General features: G+C 33.5%; 15 protein-coding genes. 8 read left to right on the top strand and 7 right to left on the bottom strand.

What is annotated here, in order from left to right:
- Positions 1 to 30: 30 nt before the first annotated feature.
- From G3A46_RS06570 to tsaD, 5 genes are all read right to left on the bottom strand, one after another.
- Positions 31 to 1212: a class I SAM-dependent methyltransferase gene (locus G3A46_RS06570; RefSeq protein ID WP_165147844.1), complete on the bottom strand. Its 1182-nt coding sequence runs from the start codon at positions 1210 to 1212 to the stop codon at positions 31 to 33.
- A complete protein-coding gene (locus G3A46_RS06565) occupies positions 1213 to 2310 on the bottom strand; it encodes an AI-2E family transporter (protein WP_241836866.1) in 1098 nt (365 codons plus the stop codon).
- Between the two features lie 125 nt (positions 2311 to 2435).
- Positions 2436 to 3080, bottom strand: a complete 645-nt coding sequence (locus tag G3A46_RS06560) for a DUF4159 domain-containing protein (RefSeq protein ID WP_165148892.1) — start codon at positions 3078 to 3080, stop codon at positions 2436 to 2438.
- A 297-nt stretch (positions 3081 to 3377) separates the two neighbouring features.
- Positions 3378 to 4094, bottom strand: coding sequence for a 16S rRNA (uracil(1498)-N(3))-methyltransferase (locus G3A46_RS06555; RefSeq protein ID WP_165147841.1), 717 nt, complete (start codon positions 4092 to 4094; stop codon positions 3378 to 3380).
- Between the two features lie 69 nt (positions 4095 to 4163).
- Positions 4164 to 5186: a tRNA (adenosine(37)-N6)-threonylcarbamoyltransferase complex transferase subunit TsaD gene (gene tsaD, locus G3A46_RS06550; RefSeq protein ID WP_139854688.1), complete on the bottom strand. Its 1023-nt coding sequence runs from the start codon at positions 5184 to 5186 to the stop codon at positions 4164 to 4166.
- Positions 5187 to 5291: 105 nt separating this feature from the next.
- On the opposite strand from tsaD, the gene G3A46_RS14595 reads away from it, so the two are divergent.
- Positions 5292 to 9677, top strand: a complete 4386-nt coding sequence (locus G3A46_RS14595) for a translocation/assembly module TamB domain-containing protein (RefSeq protein WP_241836865.1) — start codon at positions 5292 to 5294, stop codon at positions 9675 to 9677.
- A 63-nt stretch (positions 9678 to 9740) separates the two neighbouring features.
- Here G3A46_RS14595 and G3A46_RS06540 read toward each other — a convergent pair whose 3' ends face one another.
- Both G3A46_RS06540 and G3A46_RS06535 read right to left on the bottom strand, forming a co-directional pair.
- Positions 9741 to 10121, bottom strand: coding sequence for a RidA family protein (locus G3A46_RS06540; RefSeq protein ID WP_165147838.1), 381 nt, complete (start codon positions 10119 to 10121; stop codon positions 9741 to 9743).
- Between the two features lie 100 nt (positions 10122 to 10221).
- Complete coding sequence (locus tag G3A46_RS06535; RefSeq protein WP_165147836.1) at positions 10222 to 12984, bottom strand: putative LPS assembly protein LptD; 2763 nt, start codon at positions 12982 to 12984, stop codon at positions 10222 to 10224.
- Between the two features lie 206 nt (positions 12985 to 13190).
- Here G3A46_RS06535 and G3A46_RS06530 point away from each other — a divergent pair, with 206 nt between their 5' ends.
- The 7 genes from G3A46_RS06530 (at position 13191) to G3A46_RS06500 (ending at position 21482) form a co-directional block, all read left to right on the top strand.
- Entirely contained in the window at positions 13191 to 14321 is a 1131-nt protein-coding gene (locus G3A46_RS06530; protein WP_165147834.1) for an N-acetylmuramoyl-L-alanine amidase, read from the top strand.
- A 54-nt stretch (positions 14322 to 14375) separates the two neighbouring features.
- Positions 14376 to 15323, top strand: a complete 948-nt coding sequence (locus tag G3A46_RS06525; RefSeq protein ID WP_165147799.1) for an MlaD family protein — start codon at positions 14376 to 14378, stop codon at positions 15321 to 15323.
- A 2-nt stretch (positions 15324 to 15325) separates the two neighbouring features.
- Complete coding sequence (locus G3A46_RS06520) at positions 15326 to 16630, top strand: (Fe-S)-binding protein (protein WP_165147796.1); 1305 nt, start codon at positions 15326 to 15328, stop codon at positions 16628 to 16630.
- Positions 16631 to 16642: 12 nt separating this feature from the next.
- Positions 16643 to 17077: a phosphoheptose isomerase gene (locus G3A46_RS06515; RefSeq protein WP_139854681.1), complete on the top strand. Its 435-nt coding sequence runs from the start codon at positions 16643 to 16645 to the stop codon at positions 17075 to 17077.
- 77 nt (positions 17078 to 17154) lie between these two features.
- Positions 17155 to 17946, top strand: a complete 792-nt coding sequence (locus G3A46_RS06510; RefSeq protein ID WP_165147793.1) for a (Fe-S)-binding protein — start codon at positions 17155 to 17157, stop codon at positions 17944 to 17946.
- Positions 17947 to 18062: 116 nt separating this feature from the next.
- Entirely contained in the window at positions 18063 to 18548 is a 486-nt protein-coding gene (locus G3A46_RS06505) for an ABC transporter ATPase (protein ID WP_165147790.1), read from the top strand.
- Between the two features lie 15 nt (positions 18549 to 18563).
- On the top strand, positions 18564 to 21482 hold the full coding sequence (locus tag G3A46_RS06500; RefSeq protein ID WP_165147787.1) for a glycoside hydrolase family 3 N-terminal domain-containing protein: 2919 nt from the start codon (positions 18564 to 18566) through the stop codon (positions 21480 to 21482).
- The last annotated feature ends 6 nt before the right edge of the window (positions 21483 to 21488 follow it).

The following is a 21488-nucleotide window of genomic DNA, read 5'->3' as shown; positions in this document are numbered from 1 at the left end:
GAAATCAAGCAGATGCCAATGAAAAAAAAATTAAAAAATCTTGTCCCACACCTTAGAGCATACAATCATTACTCTTTTACCTTCCATATTGGTTGTGAAAAATAGATAAATATTGCCTCCATCAGAGAGTTTCCATTTCTTACGAAGATTTGCAACTGATTCTGGGAAGTTTCTTGTGGTGATATTTGCTTTCTTGAACGCTAATGCCGATTTAATTTCCTTTTTATTATAAGGAACTACCTTTTCAATTTTAAACCTTCTTCCAGGAAAATCTATTAAATGATCATTGGTATATAAATGGGTGTTGACTTCAATTTTATTTAAGTTGAGCTTTTCTGAAATCAAATCAAATGCACCACTTTTTAAAATTGCTGCATTAGGTTCGTATAAATATTCCTGAGGCAAACTGTAATCTGCATTGGCAGTTTCATTCCAATTAAAGCTAAATTCTTCAAGCTCGGTTTTTGTGAAATTTATAGTTTTAATTTTTAACTCAGAATCATTTCCTTTTTTTAGAAGCCATAAAAGCTCTTTTACTTCATTTTCAACTGCAACTATATGTATTTCTGAAACGTCTTTTAATTCGTTTAAACCAACTGTAATATCAAGCATAGGGGAGGTCTTTAGAAGAAACACTTCACAGTTGCTTAAAATTTCATCAATATTGTCTGGAATGTTAGGTTGGCAATCTTTTAAAAAGAAAACTTTTCCTTTACTATCGTGACGACGTGAAGGATCGGCATAAATTACCGGGTACTTCTTATTTAAAACTGCTTTTAATCCATCTTCGTTGAAGCACTTTATATTTCTACCTAATACTTGAAAATTATGACGCACTATTTCTGAAAGAGATTCATTTAACTCAAAGTGATGAACTTCAGGAAACTTTTCAGAAAAATAATAACTATCCACACCAAATCCTCCCGTAATGTCCGCGATTAATTCTCCTTTCACTAAAGAAGCTTTATATTCTGAAGTAATTTCAGATGACGTTTGCTCCAAATTCAATTTTGGAGGATACAAAATATCTCGGGTAGAAAACCAAGTAGGTAATTTCTTTTCTATTCTTCTTCGACTTTCAATTTGCTGAAGCAACTCTTGAATACTAACTGTTTCAAATGGACTTCCGCTGAAAGCAAGTTTAGAAATCTCCCCTTCAAAATTTCTTATGAAATCTTGAACTTCGGTATTTAAAATTGACTTATTAAACAATTAGTATAGATTTCTTGTTAGGCGTTTTACAACTTTATACTCAGAAAGAAATTCTTTCGCTATAACTTTTATTGCAGTGTAAGTAGGTACTGCAAGTATCATTCCTGGTATACCAAAAATAAATCCAGCCATAATTATAGAAATAAAAATTTCTAAAGGATGCGATCGTACGCTATGACCGAAAATTACAGGTTGTGATATAAAATTGTCAAATATTTGCGCAATGGCATACCCAACCGTAATAATGATTAATAAGGGTAATAATTCTGATGAAAAATCTGCTGCTAAATTATTGGAAACTACCACAAGTAACATTAAGCCCCAACCAATTAATGGACCTAAATATGGAATAATGTTCAAAAAAGCACAAATTAGAGCAACCGCTATAGCATCGTTTATATCTATGTATAATAAAAGTACGGAGTAGAATAAAGCAAGGATTAAAATTTGAAATACAATTCCAATAAAATACCTTGATAACAGCTCTTTAATTTTAATCAATATCCTCTTGAATCTTGCTTCATTCTTATTTTTTGCAAAAGACAATACAGATCGTGCAATCAATCCCTCGTCCTTAAGTAGAAAAAATAGAATAAATAATACTGAAAATAATCCTATTACAGTGGAACCAATATTTCCAAAGAGTATATCTACGAAGCTTGGTATAATTTCTACATCCATATTTTTTGCATACGATGTTCTTTTAACAGCTTCAACTAATTGAAAGTGATCTACGCCTAAGTAGTCACTTGCCTGAATATTAAGTTCGTTTAAATCGCGCTTAACTTCCTCAAAATTTATTTGTGAGATATGCTTTCCTTGCTCAACTATAATAGGGATAAATATACTTAGTACAAGGCTGAATGCTCCAATAATCAGTAATAGGGTAGTTATTGAAGCTAATGTATTAGTGAATTTTAGTTTGTCTTTTAAGAATATTACAACCGGTCGGCCAATTAGTGAAAGCACTATTGCTAACCCGATATATAGTATAAGCGCCTGAATTTTGTATATTATCCAAAACAAAATACAGATACCAACCAATACGGCTAGTGCTCTTAAAATACCTAGTGTTATTGCTCTTGCGGTGACTTTCACACGGTAAATATACTATAAAACAAATTGTGAAAAATTAAATGTTTTGTTAAGTATTTAAGATGAAAATTGATAGATTGATTGTAGGATTAATTTATAAGTAGAGGTCTATTATTAAATACAATATATTAATTTTCAAAAACGTATTTAATAATGTTTGCACCCATTTGCAGTGCTTTCAACCTTATTTCTTGAGGATCATTATGCACTTCAGGATTTTCCCAACCATTCCCTAAATCTGTTTCATAAGTGTAGAGTAGTAATAGTCTGTCTCCTTCAAATATTCCGAATGCTTGAGGTCTTAAACCATCGTGTTCGTGAATTTTAGGCACTCCATTTGGGAATTTAAAATGGTAATTAAATAATGGATGATTAGCAGGCAACTCTTTTAATTTTTTGTTAGGAAATAACTTAACAATCTCTTTTCGTAAATAAATATCCATTCCATAATTATCGTCTATATGCAAGAAACCACCACTTAACAAGTAATTTCTTAAATTCTCAGCTTCCTCTGCAGAGAAGAAAACATTACCATGGCCTGTCATATGCACGAAAGGATAATCAAAAATATCAATGCTAGCTGGAGTTACTGTTTTAGGTTTTTCGTTAATAGTTGTATTGATATTTTCATTACAAAACTTTATCAAATTAGGTAATGATGTAGGATTTGCATACCAATCGCCACCACCTCCATATTGCAAGACTGCAATTTCTTGAGCTTGAATAGTCGTTGTGCAAATGAAAAGTAAAAATGATAAAACTATTAATCGCATAGCCGTCAAAAATACAAATAAGTAAACAATACCATCACGCAATTAAATTATGTTGCATTATAATGTAAGTTATAGTTACCAAAATTGACAAAACAATAAAAAAAGTTGTAAAGTATTTTATGTGTAACTATATTTAACGTTCTAATTCCCACCGTTTTAAAACAAGTCTAACTTTTACCTAACAGGTTTACTCCCTCAGTTTTATAAAGCGCTTTTCACTTTATGATAGGCGGTTCTGCGACTATATATTAAAGTAAAAAATAAGAGTTTATTAGACTGTAGATCTGTTAGGTTTTTTTATTCATTTATAAAGGCGACACTATGACAAGCCACTATAGCCGCAGTTTCTGTCCGTAGTCTGCTTTCGCCTAATGCAACGGGAATATATCCTGCATTTTTGGCCATTTCTATTTCCTCAGGAGAAAAATCACCTTCGGGACCAATTAATATAGAAGTATTTTTATTGGGTATTAATACAGATTTTAATGATTTCTTATTTGTGGGATCATCTTCACAATGTGCTATACACTTTAATTCATCTGAAGTGGTTTGAGAATCTATAAAATCCTTAAATGAAATAGCTTCATTCAAAGTAGGTAAATAAGCTTTTAAAGATTGCTTCATTGCACTTTGTAATATTTTCTCATAGCGTTCTGGTTTAATAACCTTACGTTCACTGTGATGACAAATAACTGGTGTAATTTCAGTTACTCCAATTTCTGTTGCCTTTTCTAAAAACCATTCGTAACGATCGTTAAGCTTGGTAGGTGCTACAATTAAATGAAGTTGGTAGGGTAGTGGTGGTTGCTTTTCTTCAAAAAGTATTTTAACTAAACAACCTTTAGGATTTGCGTTAATAATTTCAGCATCAAAGAAAACACCTTTTCCATTGGTTATTTTAAAAACATCACCTTCTTTCAGGCGTAAAACCTTTACGATATGACGACTTTCCTCTTTATCGAAAGATATTTCTTTGTCAGAACTAGAGATGGTTGGATTGTAGAATAATTGCATTTAAAAGGTATTTAATTCTGCTTATACTTTTTACTGAAAACTTAAAACAATATCTTTTTGGAGATAATTTTAAAATTTCATTCTTGCTGAAGCTATCACATTGTTTTCAGCAAAATTTTGATTTTTGTATTTTAATTCTCCAACTATAGCAATCATTGCAGCATTATCAGTACAGAATTCAAATTTTGGAATGTGCGTTTTCCAACCGTATTTAGATTCGGCTTCTTTTAAAGCAGTTCTAATCCCGCTATTTGCAGAAACACCCCCACCAATTGCAATTTCCTTAATCCCCGTCTTCTTAACGGCGTTCTTAAGTTTATCCATTAAATAATCCACTATAGTGAATTGTAAACTAGCACAGATATCTTCTATGTTTTCAGAAATAAAATCAGGGTTTTTAGCAACTTCCTTTTCCACAAAATAAAGTACCGATGTTTTTAATCCACTAAAGCTAAAGTCCATTAATCCAACTTTTGGCTTAGGAAACTTAAAGGCTTTAGGGTTTCCGGCCTGTGCATACTTGTCTACTAAAGGTCCACCAGGATAGGGTAGTCCAAGTATTTTGGCACTTTTATCGAAAGCTTCACCAACAGCGTCATCTATAGTTTGGCCAATTACTTCCATTTCAAAATAATTGGTAACTTTTACTATTTGGGTATGCCCACCACTAATAGTCATTGCTAGAAAAGGAAAGTTTGGCGCCGATTGTCCTTCAGCTTTAATAAAATGAGCCAATATATGTGCTTGCATATGGTTCACATCTATCAAAGGAACACCTAATCCTAATGCCAAAGATTTTGAAAATGAGGTACCTACAAGTAATGACCCCATAAGTCCTGGTCCACGTGTAAAAGCAATGGCAGATAACTGATTTTTGTCGATATTTGCTTTGCGTAAAGCTTCGTGAACTACGGGAACAATATTTTGCTGATGTGCACGCGAAGCAAGTTCAGGAACAACACCACCGTATTGTTCGTGAATAGCTTGTGTAGCAACAACATTACTGAGTATTTTTCCGTTGTTGATTACCGCAGCAGCAGTATCATCACAAGAGGATTCGATTCCTAAGATGTAACATTCTTTTTCTGTCAAAGCAAAAGGGTATATTTATTGGTTGTAAAATTAAAACTTTAAAAGCGTATCAAAAAACTTAGGAAAATAATAGTTCGTGCCTTTGTAATCATTGCATTACTAATTGTGCTTGTTATTATTATTTTTTCAATTCCTTCTGTTCAAACTTATGCTGCTAAAAAAGTTACTACTTCACTAAACGAAACTTACGGTACAGATATTACTATTAATCGACTCGGACTTAACTGGAAAGGAGAAGTAGATATTAGAGATGTATATATAGCTGATCACCATAAAGATACATTAATTTACAGCAAGGAGCTTCAAACAAATGTTATTAGTTTCAGCAACTTGATCAAGGGAAGACTTGGTTTTGGTGATATTGTATTAGACCGTGCAAAGCTATATGTTAAAACATACAAAGGAGAGGATAATGATAACCTTTCAATTTTTTCAAAAAAATTTAATACAGGAAAAGAATCGGAATCACCTTTTGAACTATTCAGTAATGATATAAGGCTGAAAAACAGTAGAATTAAAATCACCGACGAAAACCTCGGAAATCCTGAAGTATTTGTTCTTAATGGCGTAAATCTTCTCGCCAATAACTTTAATATCCACGATGTTGATGTTACAGCAAACATAAAAGAGCTTTCGCTAGTTGCCGAAAGGGGGATTACAATTGTGGATATGCAAGCAGATTTTTCATATACTGAAACTAATATCACCTTAAAAAACCTCACGTTAGAAACTTCAGAATCACTTCTAATTGGTGATGTCGATTTGGATTACTCTAAAAACGGAATGGCAGACTTTGTAAATGATGTTGTAATTACTGCCAATCTTAAAGATTCAAAATTATCTACCAATGACCTAAATGGTTTCTATAATGAATTTGGCCCTGATCAAATGATTCTGCTTGACGTTGATTTAACCGGAACCATAAACGACTTTAGTGCGGATAACCTTAAATTTCAAACAAGCGACACTGATATACGCGGAGATTATAAGTTTAAAAATATTTTAGATCCGGAAGGGAATTACGTGATAATAGCTGACAATCATAATATTTCAACAAACTATTATGATTTAAGACGGTTTATGCCAAATGTATTAGGAAATGTAATTCCTGTTGAGTTAAAGCCTGCAGGTAATTTTATTTTAATTGGAAATACTTCAATAGTTGGAGATGAACTCAATACTATCAGTAATCTACAAAGTGCTATAGGTAGTGCTAAGCTTAATTTAAAAATTGGAAATATCACTTATATAGAGAATGCTTACTACAAAGGAAATGTTGTTTTTAAAGAGTTTAACCTAGGTAAGATTGCAAAAACTACTTCCTTAGGAAAAATGACAGGAAACCTAAATTTTGATGGGCGAGGGTTTAATGAAAAAACTGTAAATACCGAGATATCAGGTAAAATATCATCATTTTCTTTTGAAGATTATAACTATCAGAATATTGATGTTTCAGGAAATTTTAAAAATCCGCTATTTAATGGTGAATTAACCATAGACGACCCAAACCTTAAATTGGACTTTAAAGGATTGATAGACGCATCTAAAGAAACAAATCATCTTGACTTTGAGGCTAATATTGAATATGCAGAATTAAATAAACTTAATTTAATTAAGCGAGATAGTATTTCTGTATTTACTGGTAATGTAGTTGTAGATATGGATGGTAGAACGATAGATGATGTTGTGGGTACCATCAATTTCAGTCAAACATTTTACCAAAATGAACGTGACTATTTTTATTTTGATGATTTTACTATTGCATCAACCTTTAATGGTCCTGTTAGAACTATTGAAATTAATTCACCAGATATATTAAACGGAGAAATTTCAGGGGAATTTTTAATAGCAGATATTCCTAATCTTTTTCAAAATGGTATCGCTAGTATATACGCCAATTACATACCGCAAGAGGTTACAACCAATCAGTACATTGACTATGAATTTGTAGTCCACAATAAGATTGTAGATATTTTTGTTCCTCAGTTAAAATTGGGTGATAATACACGAATGAAAGGTTCAGTTTACTCAGATGAATCAAAATTTAAACTCGATTTTCGTTCTCCCGAACTTATATTATTCAATAATTACATAAGTAAACTAAACATTCAAATAGACAACGATAACCCTCTATATAACACGTATATAGAAGCTGACTCTATTTATACAGGTTTTTATAATATTAAGCCATTCAATGTAATTAATAAAACAATGAACGACACTATGTATGTGCGTTCAGAATTTAAAGGTGGACCAAAGAAAGAAGACCTTTTTAACCTGTCATTATATCACACAATTAATCCTGCAGGAAAATCGGTTATAGGAGTTAAAAAATCTGACATTACCTATAAAAACAACGTTTGGTATATCAACGAAAACAACAATAGATTAAACAAAGTTGTATTTGATGATAATTTTAATGAAATGCGAATTGACTCCTTAGTATTAAACCATAATAATGAGGTGATCCAATTAGCGGGTGTACTACGAGATTCGACCTATAAAGACATTAAAGTTCGTTTCAATGATGTAAATATTGGTAATATCACACCAGAAATTGACAGTTTACGACTTCAAGGAAATATGAATGGACGTTTCGACTTCCTTCAAAAAGATGGTGCTTATTACCCTAATAGCTCAGTAACTATTGATAATGTTATTGTAAATGAAATTCCTTTTGGAGATTTAAATCTGAATATTGACGGAAATAAAGATTTAACTAAATACAACATAAACACTTCGCTTACAAATGATAATATAAAATCTATTAGCGCTATAGGTGAAATTGACGTTGCAACTAAGTATCCACAAATTCGAATGGATGTGGATTTAAATCAGTTTAATATGCAGGCGTTTAGCCCATTTGGTGGGGATGTACTAACCGATATTAGAGGTTTTATTACAGGTAGTGCAAAAGTTTCAGGAAACTACAAATCTCCAGATATTAATGGCCGCTTTATTTTAGAAAAAAGTGGCTTAAAAGTTCCTGAACTAAATACTGATTTCGACATAGAAGACGATGCTGAAATATTAGTCACAAAAGGAAAACTAGAAATGTCCCGCTCTCAATTTAAAGACACAAAATATGGAACTGAGGGGATAATGTATGGTAATGCAAAACACAACAATTTTGGAGATTGGGAACTAGATTTACATTTTGAAGCGCCAGATAGGTTGTTAGTATTAGATACCCCACCTGATGAAGATGCTCTTTACTATGGTACTGCATTTATACGAGGTAGAGCAGATATTACAGGTCCTATAGACGAATTAGTTATTGATGTTGCAGCTACTACTGAAAAAGGTACTACTTTCAAAATACCTATTAGTGAAACAGAATCTATAAGTGACGACTCGTTTGTATATTTCCTTTCACCTAAAGAAAAACAAGCAAGAATTGAAGGTGAAACCGTCGTTACCGAATCTATTAAAGGGCTTTCTTTAAATTTCGATCTCGATATTAACAACAATGCAGAAGTTGAAGTTGTGGTTGATAAAGTGAACAACTCTACTTTAAAAGGTCGTGGTGCAGGAATTCTACTTATTGAAATAAATACAAATGGGAAATTCCAAATGTATGGAGATTTCCAAGTATATAAAGGAGAATACGATTTTAGGTACGGTGGAATTATACAAAGAAACATTAGTGTTGTTCCTGGTGGTAATATTACTTGGAATGGAGCTCCTGAAAAAGCAAACCTGAATTTAAGTGCTGTATATAAAACAGAAGCAAATCCATCTGTATTGCTTGATAACCCAGCTATAAACACTAAAATTCCTGTAGAAGTTTATGTTGATTTATTAGGTCAACTAGCACATCCTGAACTTAAGTTTAACATCGACTTCCCAAGAGTAAGTTCTACGCTTAAAAGTGAGTTGCAATACAAACTTCAAAATGAGGAGCAGAAACAACAACAGGCATTATTCTTACTCGCTTCGGGTTCATTTGTAAGTGATAATTATGCAGGAACTAATGCTTTTGCTGGAACAGTGGCAGATAGAGTTTCTGGCTTAGTAAACAACCTCTTTGCAGATGAGGACGGCAAGTTTCGTGTAGGTTTAGATTATTCTGTGGGAACAAGAACTCCTGATCAAGAAACAGCCGACCGTATTGGTCTTACACTTTCTACAGAAATTAGCGAACGCGTCTTAATTAACGGAAAAGTAGGGGTGCCAGTAGGTGGTGCTAATGAAAGTGCAGTAGCAGGAGATATTGAAGTTCAATGGTTGATAAATGAAGATGGAAGTTTGAGAATGAAATTCTTTAACCGTCAAGCAGATCTTCAATTTATTGGTGAAGATCAAATATTCGAGCAGGGTACTGGTATCTCTTACTCAGTAGATTTCAATACCTTCAGAGAGCTTTATCAGAAGCTATTTAATAAGAAAATGCAATTAGAGTCTGAGGTTAAAAAAGAAGAAGATGAAGAGGAAAATAATAACTCAGAAACTATAAAACCTCAAGCTACAAAAGTTGAGGAGGAAGATTAGAGTAACCAATTATTAAAATTAGCTACTCTAATATTATTAAATTGATTTAACTTCTATCATTGCTTATTTCGAAGCAATTACAGAAATTTCAACATTTACGAATTTGGGTAAGTTTGCTACCTCTACTGTTTCGCGAGCTGGTGCTGTTTCCTCATTAAAATAAGTGCCATATACTTCGTTTATAGCTGCAAAGTTGTGCATATCACTTATAAAAATTGAAGACTTAATAACATTTTCAAAAGTCATTCCTGCTTCCGTTAGAATAGCTTTCAAATTTTCCATTACTAGTTTAGTTTCAGACTTTATATCTTCTGTCTCTAACTCTCCTGTTTTAGGGTTAATTGCTATCTGTCCCGAAGTATAAAGCATACTTCCAATAAGAACGGCTTGATTATATGGGCCAATAGGAGCAGGTGCATTTGAAGTGTTTATTATTTTTTTCATAACTAAAATTTTAAGGCGACTTAAGCTTTATATCACAAAAAGACGCTTGTACATATTTAATTTATAATAGTGTAAGAGCATTTAAAACCCAAATAAGGGGCTATAATCGCTTATCGCTTTCTCTACGCTTGTCGTATTTAATATCGCTAAGCATTGACGATTTAATTCCTATAAAGAAATACCAAGCAGTGTTGATACTTCCAATTGGTGTCCAATTAAAACTCATTTGCCAACTTTCCAAATCACGTTGGAAACGGAACTGGGTTAAGGTTACACCTTTATTTTTAAAATCGTAACCAGAAGAAACTCCAACTGTCCAACGCGGGGCAAGTTCTAAATTGGTACTGATCATAAACGACTGACTTGAAATTTCATTTTGTCTACGTGCATTGCCATAGGTAATTGTATAAGCAAAACGCATATCCCAAGGAATCTTATAGTTATACCAATCTACATTTGTTTTATCGGTGTCATCATCATCATTGTCGTATATTCTTCCATCATAGATATTTGCCGCATCCCCAAAAAGATCATCAGGACGCCCACCATTTCTAAAGGTTTCGTTATCCATTTTATCTGAGTCTTTAGTTTTCGACTGAAAATCTCTACTAGAAAACGAATAATTAATACTGATATTAGCATTGGTAAGCCTAAATAAGCTTCCGCCATTTTCAATGTTAAAGACATCTATTTTGTTGTTGTTATTGTCTAAAGCGTATGGATCTAAGGTTCCGCTGAAGTTTAAATCTAACTTAGGAATAATTGGAATGTTTCCGGAAAACTGCACCGGACTCCATTGAAGTGAATCTCCTGCTAGGTTGTAAGCTGTTGAAAAATTCAGGTTGTTTAGTAATATCACTTTTTTAGGCTCAATAGAAGTAGTATCACGGTTTCGCACTTTAGCTTCAAAAGTATTGCTTAATGACATTCCTATACTGCTAGAATACACTTTGCTAGGAGGACCATATAACGTGTTTTCAAATCGTGAATACTGATGAATTTGTCCTGCAGCTTCTTCTGCTGTTTCAGGTATAATAAACTCATCGTAATACCTGTCGAAAGCAGGGTTTATATTGTAACTTAAAGATGGACGAACAACGTGGCGTACAGCTTGAATTTTCTTGTCGTTTCCAAAATTGAAAAGTCCGTATAAGGTAGTACCTAAACTTGTCGAGAAGTTGTATGTTCTGTAGCTTTCAAAGCCAGAAACAGTATCTTTTACAATTCCTCCACGACCATCAAATGCATTTTGATCATAGCGTTGGCGAGTACTCTTCATAACCCAAGTTTCACGGAAATTTGTACCAGCAGATGCACTTAAATATTTAAAGATTTTAAAGTTAGTGGTAATAGGAATACTGTGTTGTGCTCCAATCTGTGCACTATTAAACATTTCAGGTTTAAAGAAAAGTGAATCTACAGTTTGAATTCTATTTTCGGCAGTAAGATCGTATTGAAAATTTATATTCTGAATAATTCCATTTTTAGTTCCGTTTTTAGAAGCAAAAGGATAAATTCTAGAAACACTTGCGTTCAAATTAGGCAACGACATTGAAATCTGATTGGTATTGGTGTTTTGAGAGTGTGTAGCTGCTAATGTCACGTTTACCTGTGGATCTCCCTCAAATGTTTTTGCATACGAAATAGAAGAGCTTAATGTGTTTACTAACGCACTCGCATTGTTAGTCTGGTTGATAGACTGAGTAAAATATTTGCTACTTCCTAAGTTTACGGAAGCTGAAAATCGCGAACTAGGATTGCTTTTAGGATCCTGAGTATGTGTCCATCGAATGTTGTATATACTGCTTTGTTGAAAATTTGGAAAGCCGCGTTCTTCTTGTACCAGGTTTTCGTAACGCGCACTTAAATTACCGCGGTACTTATATTTAACAACGTACGAAGACTCTCCACGCAAGGCATAACTTCCGTTAGTATAATAATCCCCAGTAACTGTGAAATCTAAATAATCGTTGATTGCAAAATAATACCCTCCGTTTTGTAAGAAGAATCCACGACTGTTGTTTTCTCCGAAAGACGGAAGTATAAATCCAGAAGTACGATCTTCAGATAGCGGGAAATAGGCAAATGGAAGACCAACGGGAGTAGGTACATCGGCAATGTACATATTGGTTAATCCTGTTACAATCTTTTTCTTAGGCACAAACTTAGCTTTTCGAGTATAAAAGTAGTATTCGGGATCTTCGATGTTTTTTGATGTAGTAAACTTTACATTTCGAAGATAAACTACTGAATCGTTTACTTTCTTAGTCACTTCTGCGATTACTCTGAAGCCACTTTGTTCTGTACGGCTATTATAAACTAGAGCTTTTTCAGAATTAAAATTATATCTAATGCTATCCGGTTCTACTTTATTCGCTCCTTGAACAAATACTGGTCGCTGACTATAAACGCCAGCGCTATCTATTCCTTTAGCATAAACTTCATTTTTATTGTAATCTAGAATAATTAAACCAGCATCTATACGCATATCTTCATATTTGATATAAGCGTTGTTATACATATAGATTTTATTCTCTTTTCTATTTAGAAACACATAATCTTCCCCGAAATAATCAACTATATCTGTCAACGTCTCTTTGGGCGGTTTTATAGTATCGGTTTTTACAGTGTCCTGAGCTTGTTCATTTATCTCTTCAACTATAGGTTTTAAGTTTACTGAGAGCGTATCTTGAATATTAGAATTAGGAAGTTTAGCACTTTTATTAGACGGTATGTCTTGTGCATGCAAAATAGAACTGCTAAAAAGCAGAAATGTTAAGAAAATTGTTAAGTATTGACTATTGGTCTGCAATGCGCTGATGCTATTATTTTGTAATTTTGGCTCAGTATTTGAAACGGTCAAAAATAAACATATTTTTTGGGGTAGGTTTTTTTAAATGAAAATTTTAGGAAAAAGAACTTACAACCAAAAATTAATAGGGTTTAATATAATGATTCATAATATTATCGTTATAATGTAAACGATAAATTTTAATGTGAAAAATTTGAAAATCTATCGTAAAACAAACCGTTTTAGACGTAATTAACAATAACAATCTTTATAAAAATATGATAACGAAACTAATTTCTTCTTTCGTATTAATAATTAGCTTTTCATTTTTCAATTTTACAGCTTCTGCTGCAGAAAACCCTATCAAACCTTTTGTAGTAGTATTGGATGCTGGTCACGGAGGTCACGACCACGGAAACAAAGGAAAACCGGGTAGTGGGTATAAAGAATCTGATATTTCCCTGAATATAGTATTAAAGGTAGGTTCTGAATTGGAAAAACTACCTAATGTACGAGTAATTTACACTCGTAAAACAGATGTTTTTGTAGAATTACGTGAACGTGCTGCAATTGCCAACCGAGCAGATGCCGATCTTTTTGTTTCGGTACATTGTAATGCACACCATTCTGATGCATACGGAGCAGAAACTTTCGTTTTAGGTTTACATAAGAGTCAAGCAAACTTTGAGGTTGCTAAAAAGGAAAACGAAGTAATTTATCTTGAGGAAAACTATGAAGAGAAGTATGGTGGATTCGACCCTAATGCACCTGAATCACTTATAGGAATGGTTTTAATGCAAGAGGAATATTTAGATCAAAGTATTCTATTAGCCAGTTTGGTGCAAAATAATATCATTAACAATCTAAAGCGTAAAGATAGAAGTGTAAAACAGGCTGGATTCTGGGTGCTTCACAATACTTATATGCCTAGTGTGCTTATTGAAACTGGATTTTTAACTAATAAGGTTGAAGGAGCATATTTAAATTCAGCTAAGGGTCAAACTGAAATGGCGAGAGAAATTGGTAATGCTATTAAAAGCTACATCAGCAGCCTCTCGATTTCTGACGTAAAAATAAAACACCCAGAAGTAAAAGAGTTGGAAGTTGAAAAAGCCATAGAAACTACTAAAGAAGATATTTTTGAAGGAGTAACTTTTAAAGTACAACTGGCGGCTACTAGTAAAAAATTAGACCCAAGGCCTAATAATTTCAAAGGTTTAAAAGATGTTGAACGCGATAAAGAAGGTGGATTATTCAAATATTATTACGGAAATACTTCAGACTACAACAAGATTCAAGTAATGAAAACCTTTGCTCAACAAAAAGGATTTCCCTCTGCATATATCGTAGCTTTTAAAAAAGGGAAAAAGGTTAATGTTTCAGAAGTGTTAAAATCCAAAGCAAATTAGTGTGCTTTCTTTATATTTATCGCTTAAATTTGTTGCTAACAAAAAACATCACACTTGAAACTATCCAAAGAAGTAAAAACCGGAATTCTTGCCATAGGCGCCATATTGCTATTGATATTTGGATATAGCTTTTTAAAAGGCACCAACTTACTTGAAAAACATCGTGAATTCTATGTGAAATACGATAACGTTGAAGGTCTTGCTCAGTCAGCTCCAGTTACCATTAATGGACTTACTGTAGGTAAAGTTCAGAATATTACTTTCGCTAACTCCAAAGGTGGCTTAGTAGTGAAATTTACAGTTGAAAAAGACTTCGACTTTTCAAAAAATAGTATTGTTAGAATTTACAGCTCAGGATTAATAGGAGGTAAAAACCTAGGTATTTTTCCGAAGTATGATGAGTATGTAGCCAAAAGTGGTGATACATTAAAAGGTGACGTGGAAGATGGAATGCTTACCGCTGTTACCAAAGCCTTAGGCCCATTAGAAAGAAAAGTTAACAATACACTAGCCACTGTAGATACATTATTGTTAAATGTTAATGCAATTGTTGACGAGAACACACGTAATAATCTACAAGAAGCAATTGTAAATCTTAATACAACCCTAAACTCTTTTGCGGGTGTTTCAGAAAAACTAAATAGAGTTCTTGGAAACAATACTGGGAAACTAGATAATACTTTCACCAATCTTGATAGAACTGCAAACAACCTTTCACAACTAACAGACTCACTATCTCAATTAGAAACAGGTAAGTTAGTGAGAGATTTGCAAGATATGGTTGATAGAATGGATAAAATTGTTGCTGGAATTGACAATGGAGAAGGATCTGTAGGAAAATTATTAAATGACGATAAGTTATACGAGAATTTAGAAGGTGCTTCAAGACAGCTTGAGCAACTTCTTCAAGATGTAAAATTAAATCCAAAACGTTACGTACATATTTCTGTTTTCGGAAGAAAAAATAAAGAATACGAGCAACCAGACAACCCAGACAAATAATCATGCAATACATTCCAAACATTCTCTTTATCATTGCCCTAGTGGCGGGTATAGGTTATTTTACCCTTAACATTCGAAAAGTAATTCGCAATATTAAGTTAGGTCAGAAAGTAGACGCTTCTGATCATACAAGTGAAAGATGGGCAAATGTATTTCGCATTGCACTTGGACAGTCTAAAATGACAGTTAGACCAATTTCTGGTTTCCTTCATATTATAGTTTATATTGGATTCATAATTATCAATATTGAAGTTCTTGAAATTATTATCGATGGAATTTTTGGTACACATCGAATTTTCTCTTCTTTAGGAAGTTTTTACGGATTTTTAATCGGCTCTTTTGAAATATTAGCGCTTTTAGTTTTAGTTTCTGTTATAGTATTCTGGATACGAAGAAACATTATTAAAATCCGCAGATTTTGGAAATCTGAAATGAAAGGATGGCCTAAGAGTGATGGAAATATTATTCTTTACTTTGAAATGGTATTGATGATTTTATTTCTTGTAATGAATGCAACAGATGTTTCGTTTCAAGAAATGAATAACGGAAATGTGGTTTCTAAATACGTAGCTTCTATGTTTAGTGGCACTCCAGAGGGAACGCTGCATATTATAGAGCGCGCCGCTTGGTGGTTACACATATTAGGAATATTAGCTTTTTTAAATTACTTATACTTTTCTAAGCACCTTCATATTATGCTTGCCTTTCCTAATGTTTATTTCGGAAAAGTGGTTCCAAAAGGTAAATTTAAAAACCTAGAATCTGTTACCAATGAAGTGAAAATGATGATGGATCCTAATATCGATCCATTTGCAGCACCAGCTGATGGCGCTACAGAAGCACCATCAAAATTTGGAGCTAGTGATGTAATGGATTTAAGTAGAATCCAACTCCTTAACGCATATACGTGTACCGAATGTGGTAGATGTACAGATGAATGTCCTGCAAATAATACCGGTAAAAAATTATCACCTCGTAAAATTATGATGGATACCCGCGACCGATTAGAGGAAGTAGGTAAAAACATAGATAAGAATGGTGAGTTTAAAGATGACGGTAAACAATTATTAGACGATTATATAACTCGTGAAGAGTTATGGGCTTGTACAACATGTAACGCTTGTGTTGAAGCTTGCCCAGTAAGTATCGATCCATTAAGTATCATTATGGAAATGCGTCAATATTTAGTAATGGAGCAGTCGGCTGCACCAGCTGAATTGAATGTGGCAATGACAAACATCGAAAACAATGGAGCGCCTTGGCCTTACAACCAAATGGACAGACTTAATTGGAAAGATGAGAAGTAAATAAAAGTTAGGATGAAGAAAGGAGAAGTAGATAAAATGTTGAGTGAGAAGATTGAAAAAGGTGAACACGTGAGCCCAATTCTTCCAGAAGGTGTAAAAAACTACTTAATTGACATTGATGGAACCATTACAGACGATATTCCAAACGAGGAACCTGAACGAATGGCGACCTGTAAACCTTTTCCCGACGCTTTAAAAACCTTAAATAAATGGTATGATGAAGGTCATATTATTTGCTTTTTCACATCCCGTACAGAAGCACATCGTGAAATAACTGAAACCTGGCTTAAAAAACATGGTTTTAAATATCACAGTATGTTAATGGGAAAACCACGTGGTGGCAATTACCATTGGGTGGATAACCATCTAGTAAAAGCCACCCGTTACAAAGGAAAATTTACAGACTTAGTTGAAAAAGAAGTAACGATTGAAGTTTTTGAAGACTAAAAAATAGTTAGAGAAATAATTAAATGCAGTTGTAAACGCTAATTGGCATTTAATAATTAACAGATAAGACCAATATAATGAGTGAACAAATAAAAGTGCCTACAATGGCGGAATATGCGGCTCAAGGAAAACAACCAGAAGTTCTTTTTTTCGTAGGTTGTGCTGGAAGCTTTGATGACCGTGCAAAGAAAATTACTAAAGCCTTTGTAAAACTTCTTAACAAAGCTAATATAGATTTTGCTGTTTTAGGAACTGAAGAAGGCTGTAATGGCGACCCTGCAAAAAGAGCAGGAAACGAATTTTTGTTCCAAATGCAGGCTATGACCAATATTGAAGTTTTAAATGGTTATGGTATAAAGAAGATCGTTACTACTTGTCCGCATTGTTTTAATACCCTAAAAAATGAATATCCAGAATTAGGTGGTAATTACGAAGTAATGCACCATACTCAATTCTTAAAATCATTACTAAATGAAGGAAGGTTAAAAGTAGAAGGCGGGAAGTTTAAAGGTAAAAAAATCACTTTCCATGATCCATGTTATTTAGGACGTGCTAATAATGAGTACGAAGCGCCTAGAGAACTTCTAGAAAAATTGGAGATGGAATTGGTGGAAATGAAACGAAATAAAAAACGAGGCATGTGTTGTGGTGCTGGTGGAGCTCAAATGTTTAAAGAACCTGAAGCTGGCGACAAAGATGTAAACGTTTTCCGAACAGAACAGGCTTTAGAAACTTCTTCTGAAATAATTGCTACTGGATGTCCGTTCTGTATGGTAATGATGACCGATGGTGTAAAAGCAAAGAATGCTGAAGACAGCGTACAGGTAATGGACGTTGCAGAAATGATTGCAAGTGCGGAAGACCTATAAGTTTTCCGAATAAACAATCATGATTAAAAATAGTTGAATTACAACATTATCTTCTCCAAGAATACTTGGTGAATGATTTGTTTGTAATTCTAATTAATCACTTTAATTTTCCAATAATGTTAACAGATTTTACAAATCTGCCAGATGATTCCAGAGTTTGGATTTATCAGGCGAATAGAAAATTGAGCGACGACGAAGTTGCTCAAATAACGGAACTTACAAACGATTTCCTTACAAAATGGACTGCTCACGGTGCCGAACTTGAAGCAGGACTTGAAATTAAATACAACCGATTTATTGTGTTAGGGCTTAACCAAGCAAATGCTTCAGCATCTGGTTGTAGTATTGATGCTTCTGTTCATTTTATACAATCCTTAGAGAAAAAGTTTGATGTAGATCTTCTTGATAAAATGAATGTTACATTCTACACTGGCGAGTATATTGCTCATAAACCGCTTACAGATTTTAGAAAAATGGCTAAAGATAAATCTGTTTCAAAAAACACGGTAGTTTTCAATAATCTTGTAAATACTAAAGCAGAATACCTTGAGAATTGGGAAGTTCCCGCATCTGAAAGTTGGCATGCACGATTTTTATCTTAAACCTTTTTTGTAGCTATGAATAAGTTTTTTCTTGCCTGCATTTTTTTATGCTTTTGTTTACCGACAATAGCACAAGAAATCAATCCATTAATTGTTAAAAATGATTTTCAAAATCAAAAAAAATGGGTTGATAGCATCTATGATAATATGTCTTTAGAAGAAAAAATTGGTCAGCTTTTTATGGCTGATATATTCTCTAGCGATCCAAAATCAAAAACAGATAAAATAAAAAACCTCATAACTGAGTATCATCTAGGTGGCGTAATTTTCTCTAAAGGAGGACCAATGCGTCAAGCAAAGTTGAATAATGAATTTCAAGCACTTGCCAAAGTACCACTTATGATTGGTATGGATGCAGAATGGGGGTTATCAATGCGTTTAGATTCTACCTATGCTTTTCCTTGGAATATGACATTAGGAGCGATTACGGACAATAAAATTGTTGAAAAAGTAGGGAAACGAATCGGTGAACATTCCAAACGACTTGGAGTGCATATAAACTTTGCTCCAGTAGTTGATATTAATACAAACCCTGAAAACCCTATAATTGGTAATCGTTCATTTGGAGAAGACCGCGACAATGTTACCGATAAAGCTCTTGCTTTTATGAAAGGAATGCAGAGTGCAGGTGTTATGGGTAGCGCAAAGCATTTTCCAGGTCACGGCGATACCGATATGGATAGCCATAAAACTTTACCTACTATTGACTTTTCAAGAGAAAGATTAGACACTTTAGAGTTATACCCTTATAGAAAATTAATTAATGAAGGACTAAACAGTGTAATGATTGCACACCTAAATGTACCTTCATTAGAGCCACAAATGAATTATCCATCATCGCTCTCTACGAAGGTGGTTACAGATCTTCTAAAACACGAAATGGGCTTCAACGGCCTTATTTTTACAGATGCACTAAATATGAAAGGTGCTTCAAACTTTAAGAAGCCCGGTGAAATTGAATTAGCAGCATTTTTAGCTGGAAATGATATTCTTCTTATTTCCGAAGATATCCCAAAGGCAGTAAGTTTTCTAATAAATTCATATAATGATGAAACCATAACCGAAAAGCGTTTAGCTTATTCAGTTAAGAAAATTCTATATGCCAAATATAAAGTTGGGCTAAATAACTATAAACCTGTAAAAACAGCATATTTATTAGAAGATTTGAATTCTATAAACGATGATGTTCTTTACGAAGAAGCAATGAGTAATGCACTTACGGTTATTAAGAATGATCGCGCAATTCTTCCTATTAAAGATTTACAGAAGAAAAAAATAGCTTATGTAAATTTTGGTGATGATTCAGGAGAAGATTTCTTGAATGAACTTAAAAAATATGGAAACGTACATTGGGTAAAGGCTAATAGTTTAGATGATTATATTCAGAAGCTAAAGGACTATAATTATGTTATAATCGGATTCCACAAGAGCAATGAAAACCCTTGGAAAAGCTATAAGTTTTCTCAAAAGGAATTAGTTTGGATGTATGAAATTGCTCGTACAAACACAGTAATTCTCGATGTATTTGCTCGACCTTACGCTATGCTGGATGTTAAAACCACAGCTAATTTTGAAGGAGTCATTATGTCTTATCAAAATAGTAAGATATCTCAGCAATTGTCTGCTCAATTAATTTTTGGAGCTATAGATGGGAAAGGTAAACTTCCAGTATCATTAGGAGAAGATTTTCCATTAAATACCTTTATGCAAACTAAATCATTGCGAAGATTACAATACGGAACTCCTGAAAGTGTTGGTGTAAATAGCTATAAACTTAAAAAAATTGATTCCCTTGCCAATGTTGGACTTAAACAAGGTATGTATCCTGGAGCTCAAATATTGGTAGCGCGTAAGGGAAAAGTAATCTATCAAAAAAGCTTTGGTTATCACGATTACGACAAAAAAATTGAAGTAAAAGACACTGATATCTACGACCTTGCATCTCTTACCAAAATATTAGCTACGCTTCCGATAGTGATGGAGTTAGTTGACAGTAAAGAGCTAACATTAAACACCAAACTTTCTGAAATCCTTCCAGAATACAAACAAACTAACAAATCTAATGTTAGTTTAAAGCAAATGCTTTCACATTACGCTCGTTTGAAACCTTGGATTCCATTTTATAGAAACACGCTTAATGATGAAAAAACAGGAGTATCATCAAAATATTACGCTAGTAGCCCGGATAAAGACTACAATGTTGAAGTTGCAGAAAATCTATACTTAAGACGTGATTACATTGATACCATTTACAAAACTATTCGTGAAAGTGATTTAAACTCAAGTAAATCATATAAATACAGTGATTTACCATATTATATTCTAAAGGAATATTTAGAGAGAAAATATAACAAACCACTTGAAAACATTGTGCAGGAAAACCTTTACGAGTCGTTAGGCGCTAATTATACCTTATTCCACCCGCTGAAAAAGTTTTCTAAGAATGAGATTCCTCCAACAGAGCAAGACAACATTTTTAGAAAACAAAAAGTTCAAGGCTATGTACATGATCAAGGAGCAGCGATGCTTGGAGGAGTAGGAGGTCACGCGGGATTATTTTCAAATAGTAATGATGTGGCTAAAATCATGCAAATGTTTTTATGGAAAGGATTTTATGGCGGAACTAGATTCTTCAATCCTGATGTTTTAGATAAATTCAACACCTGTTATTATTGTGAAGATAATGTAAGAAGAGGGGTTGGATTTGACAAACCTCAATTAGGAACTGTTGGTCCAACGTGTGGGTGTGTTTCCATGACAAGTTTTGGCCACAGCGGATTTACTGGAACTTTCGCTTGGGCAGATCCAGAACAAGAGATAGTATATGTGTTCTTATCAAACAGAACCTTTCCAGATTCAGAAAACAGAAAACTAATTAGAAGTGACTTAAGAAGTTTAATTCAAGAAGCAATTTACGACGCTATTGATTATTAAAAATAA

It is taken from the genome of Aequorivita sp. KMM 9714 (assembly GCF_011065475.1).
GTDB lineage: Bacteria > Bacteroidota > Bacteroidia > Flavobacteriales > Flavobacteriaceae > Aequorivita > Aequorivita sinensis.
Note: the sequence above shows the minus strand (reverse complement) of the source record. Positions and strands in the feature narration are given on the sequence as shown.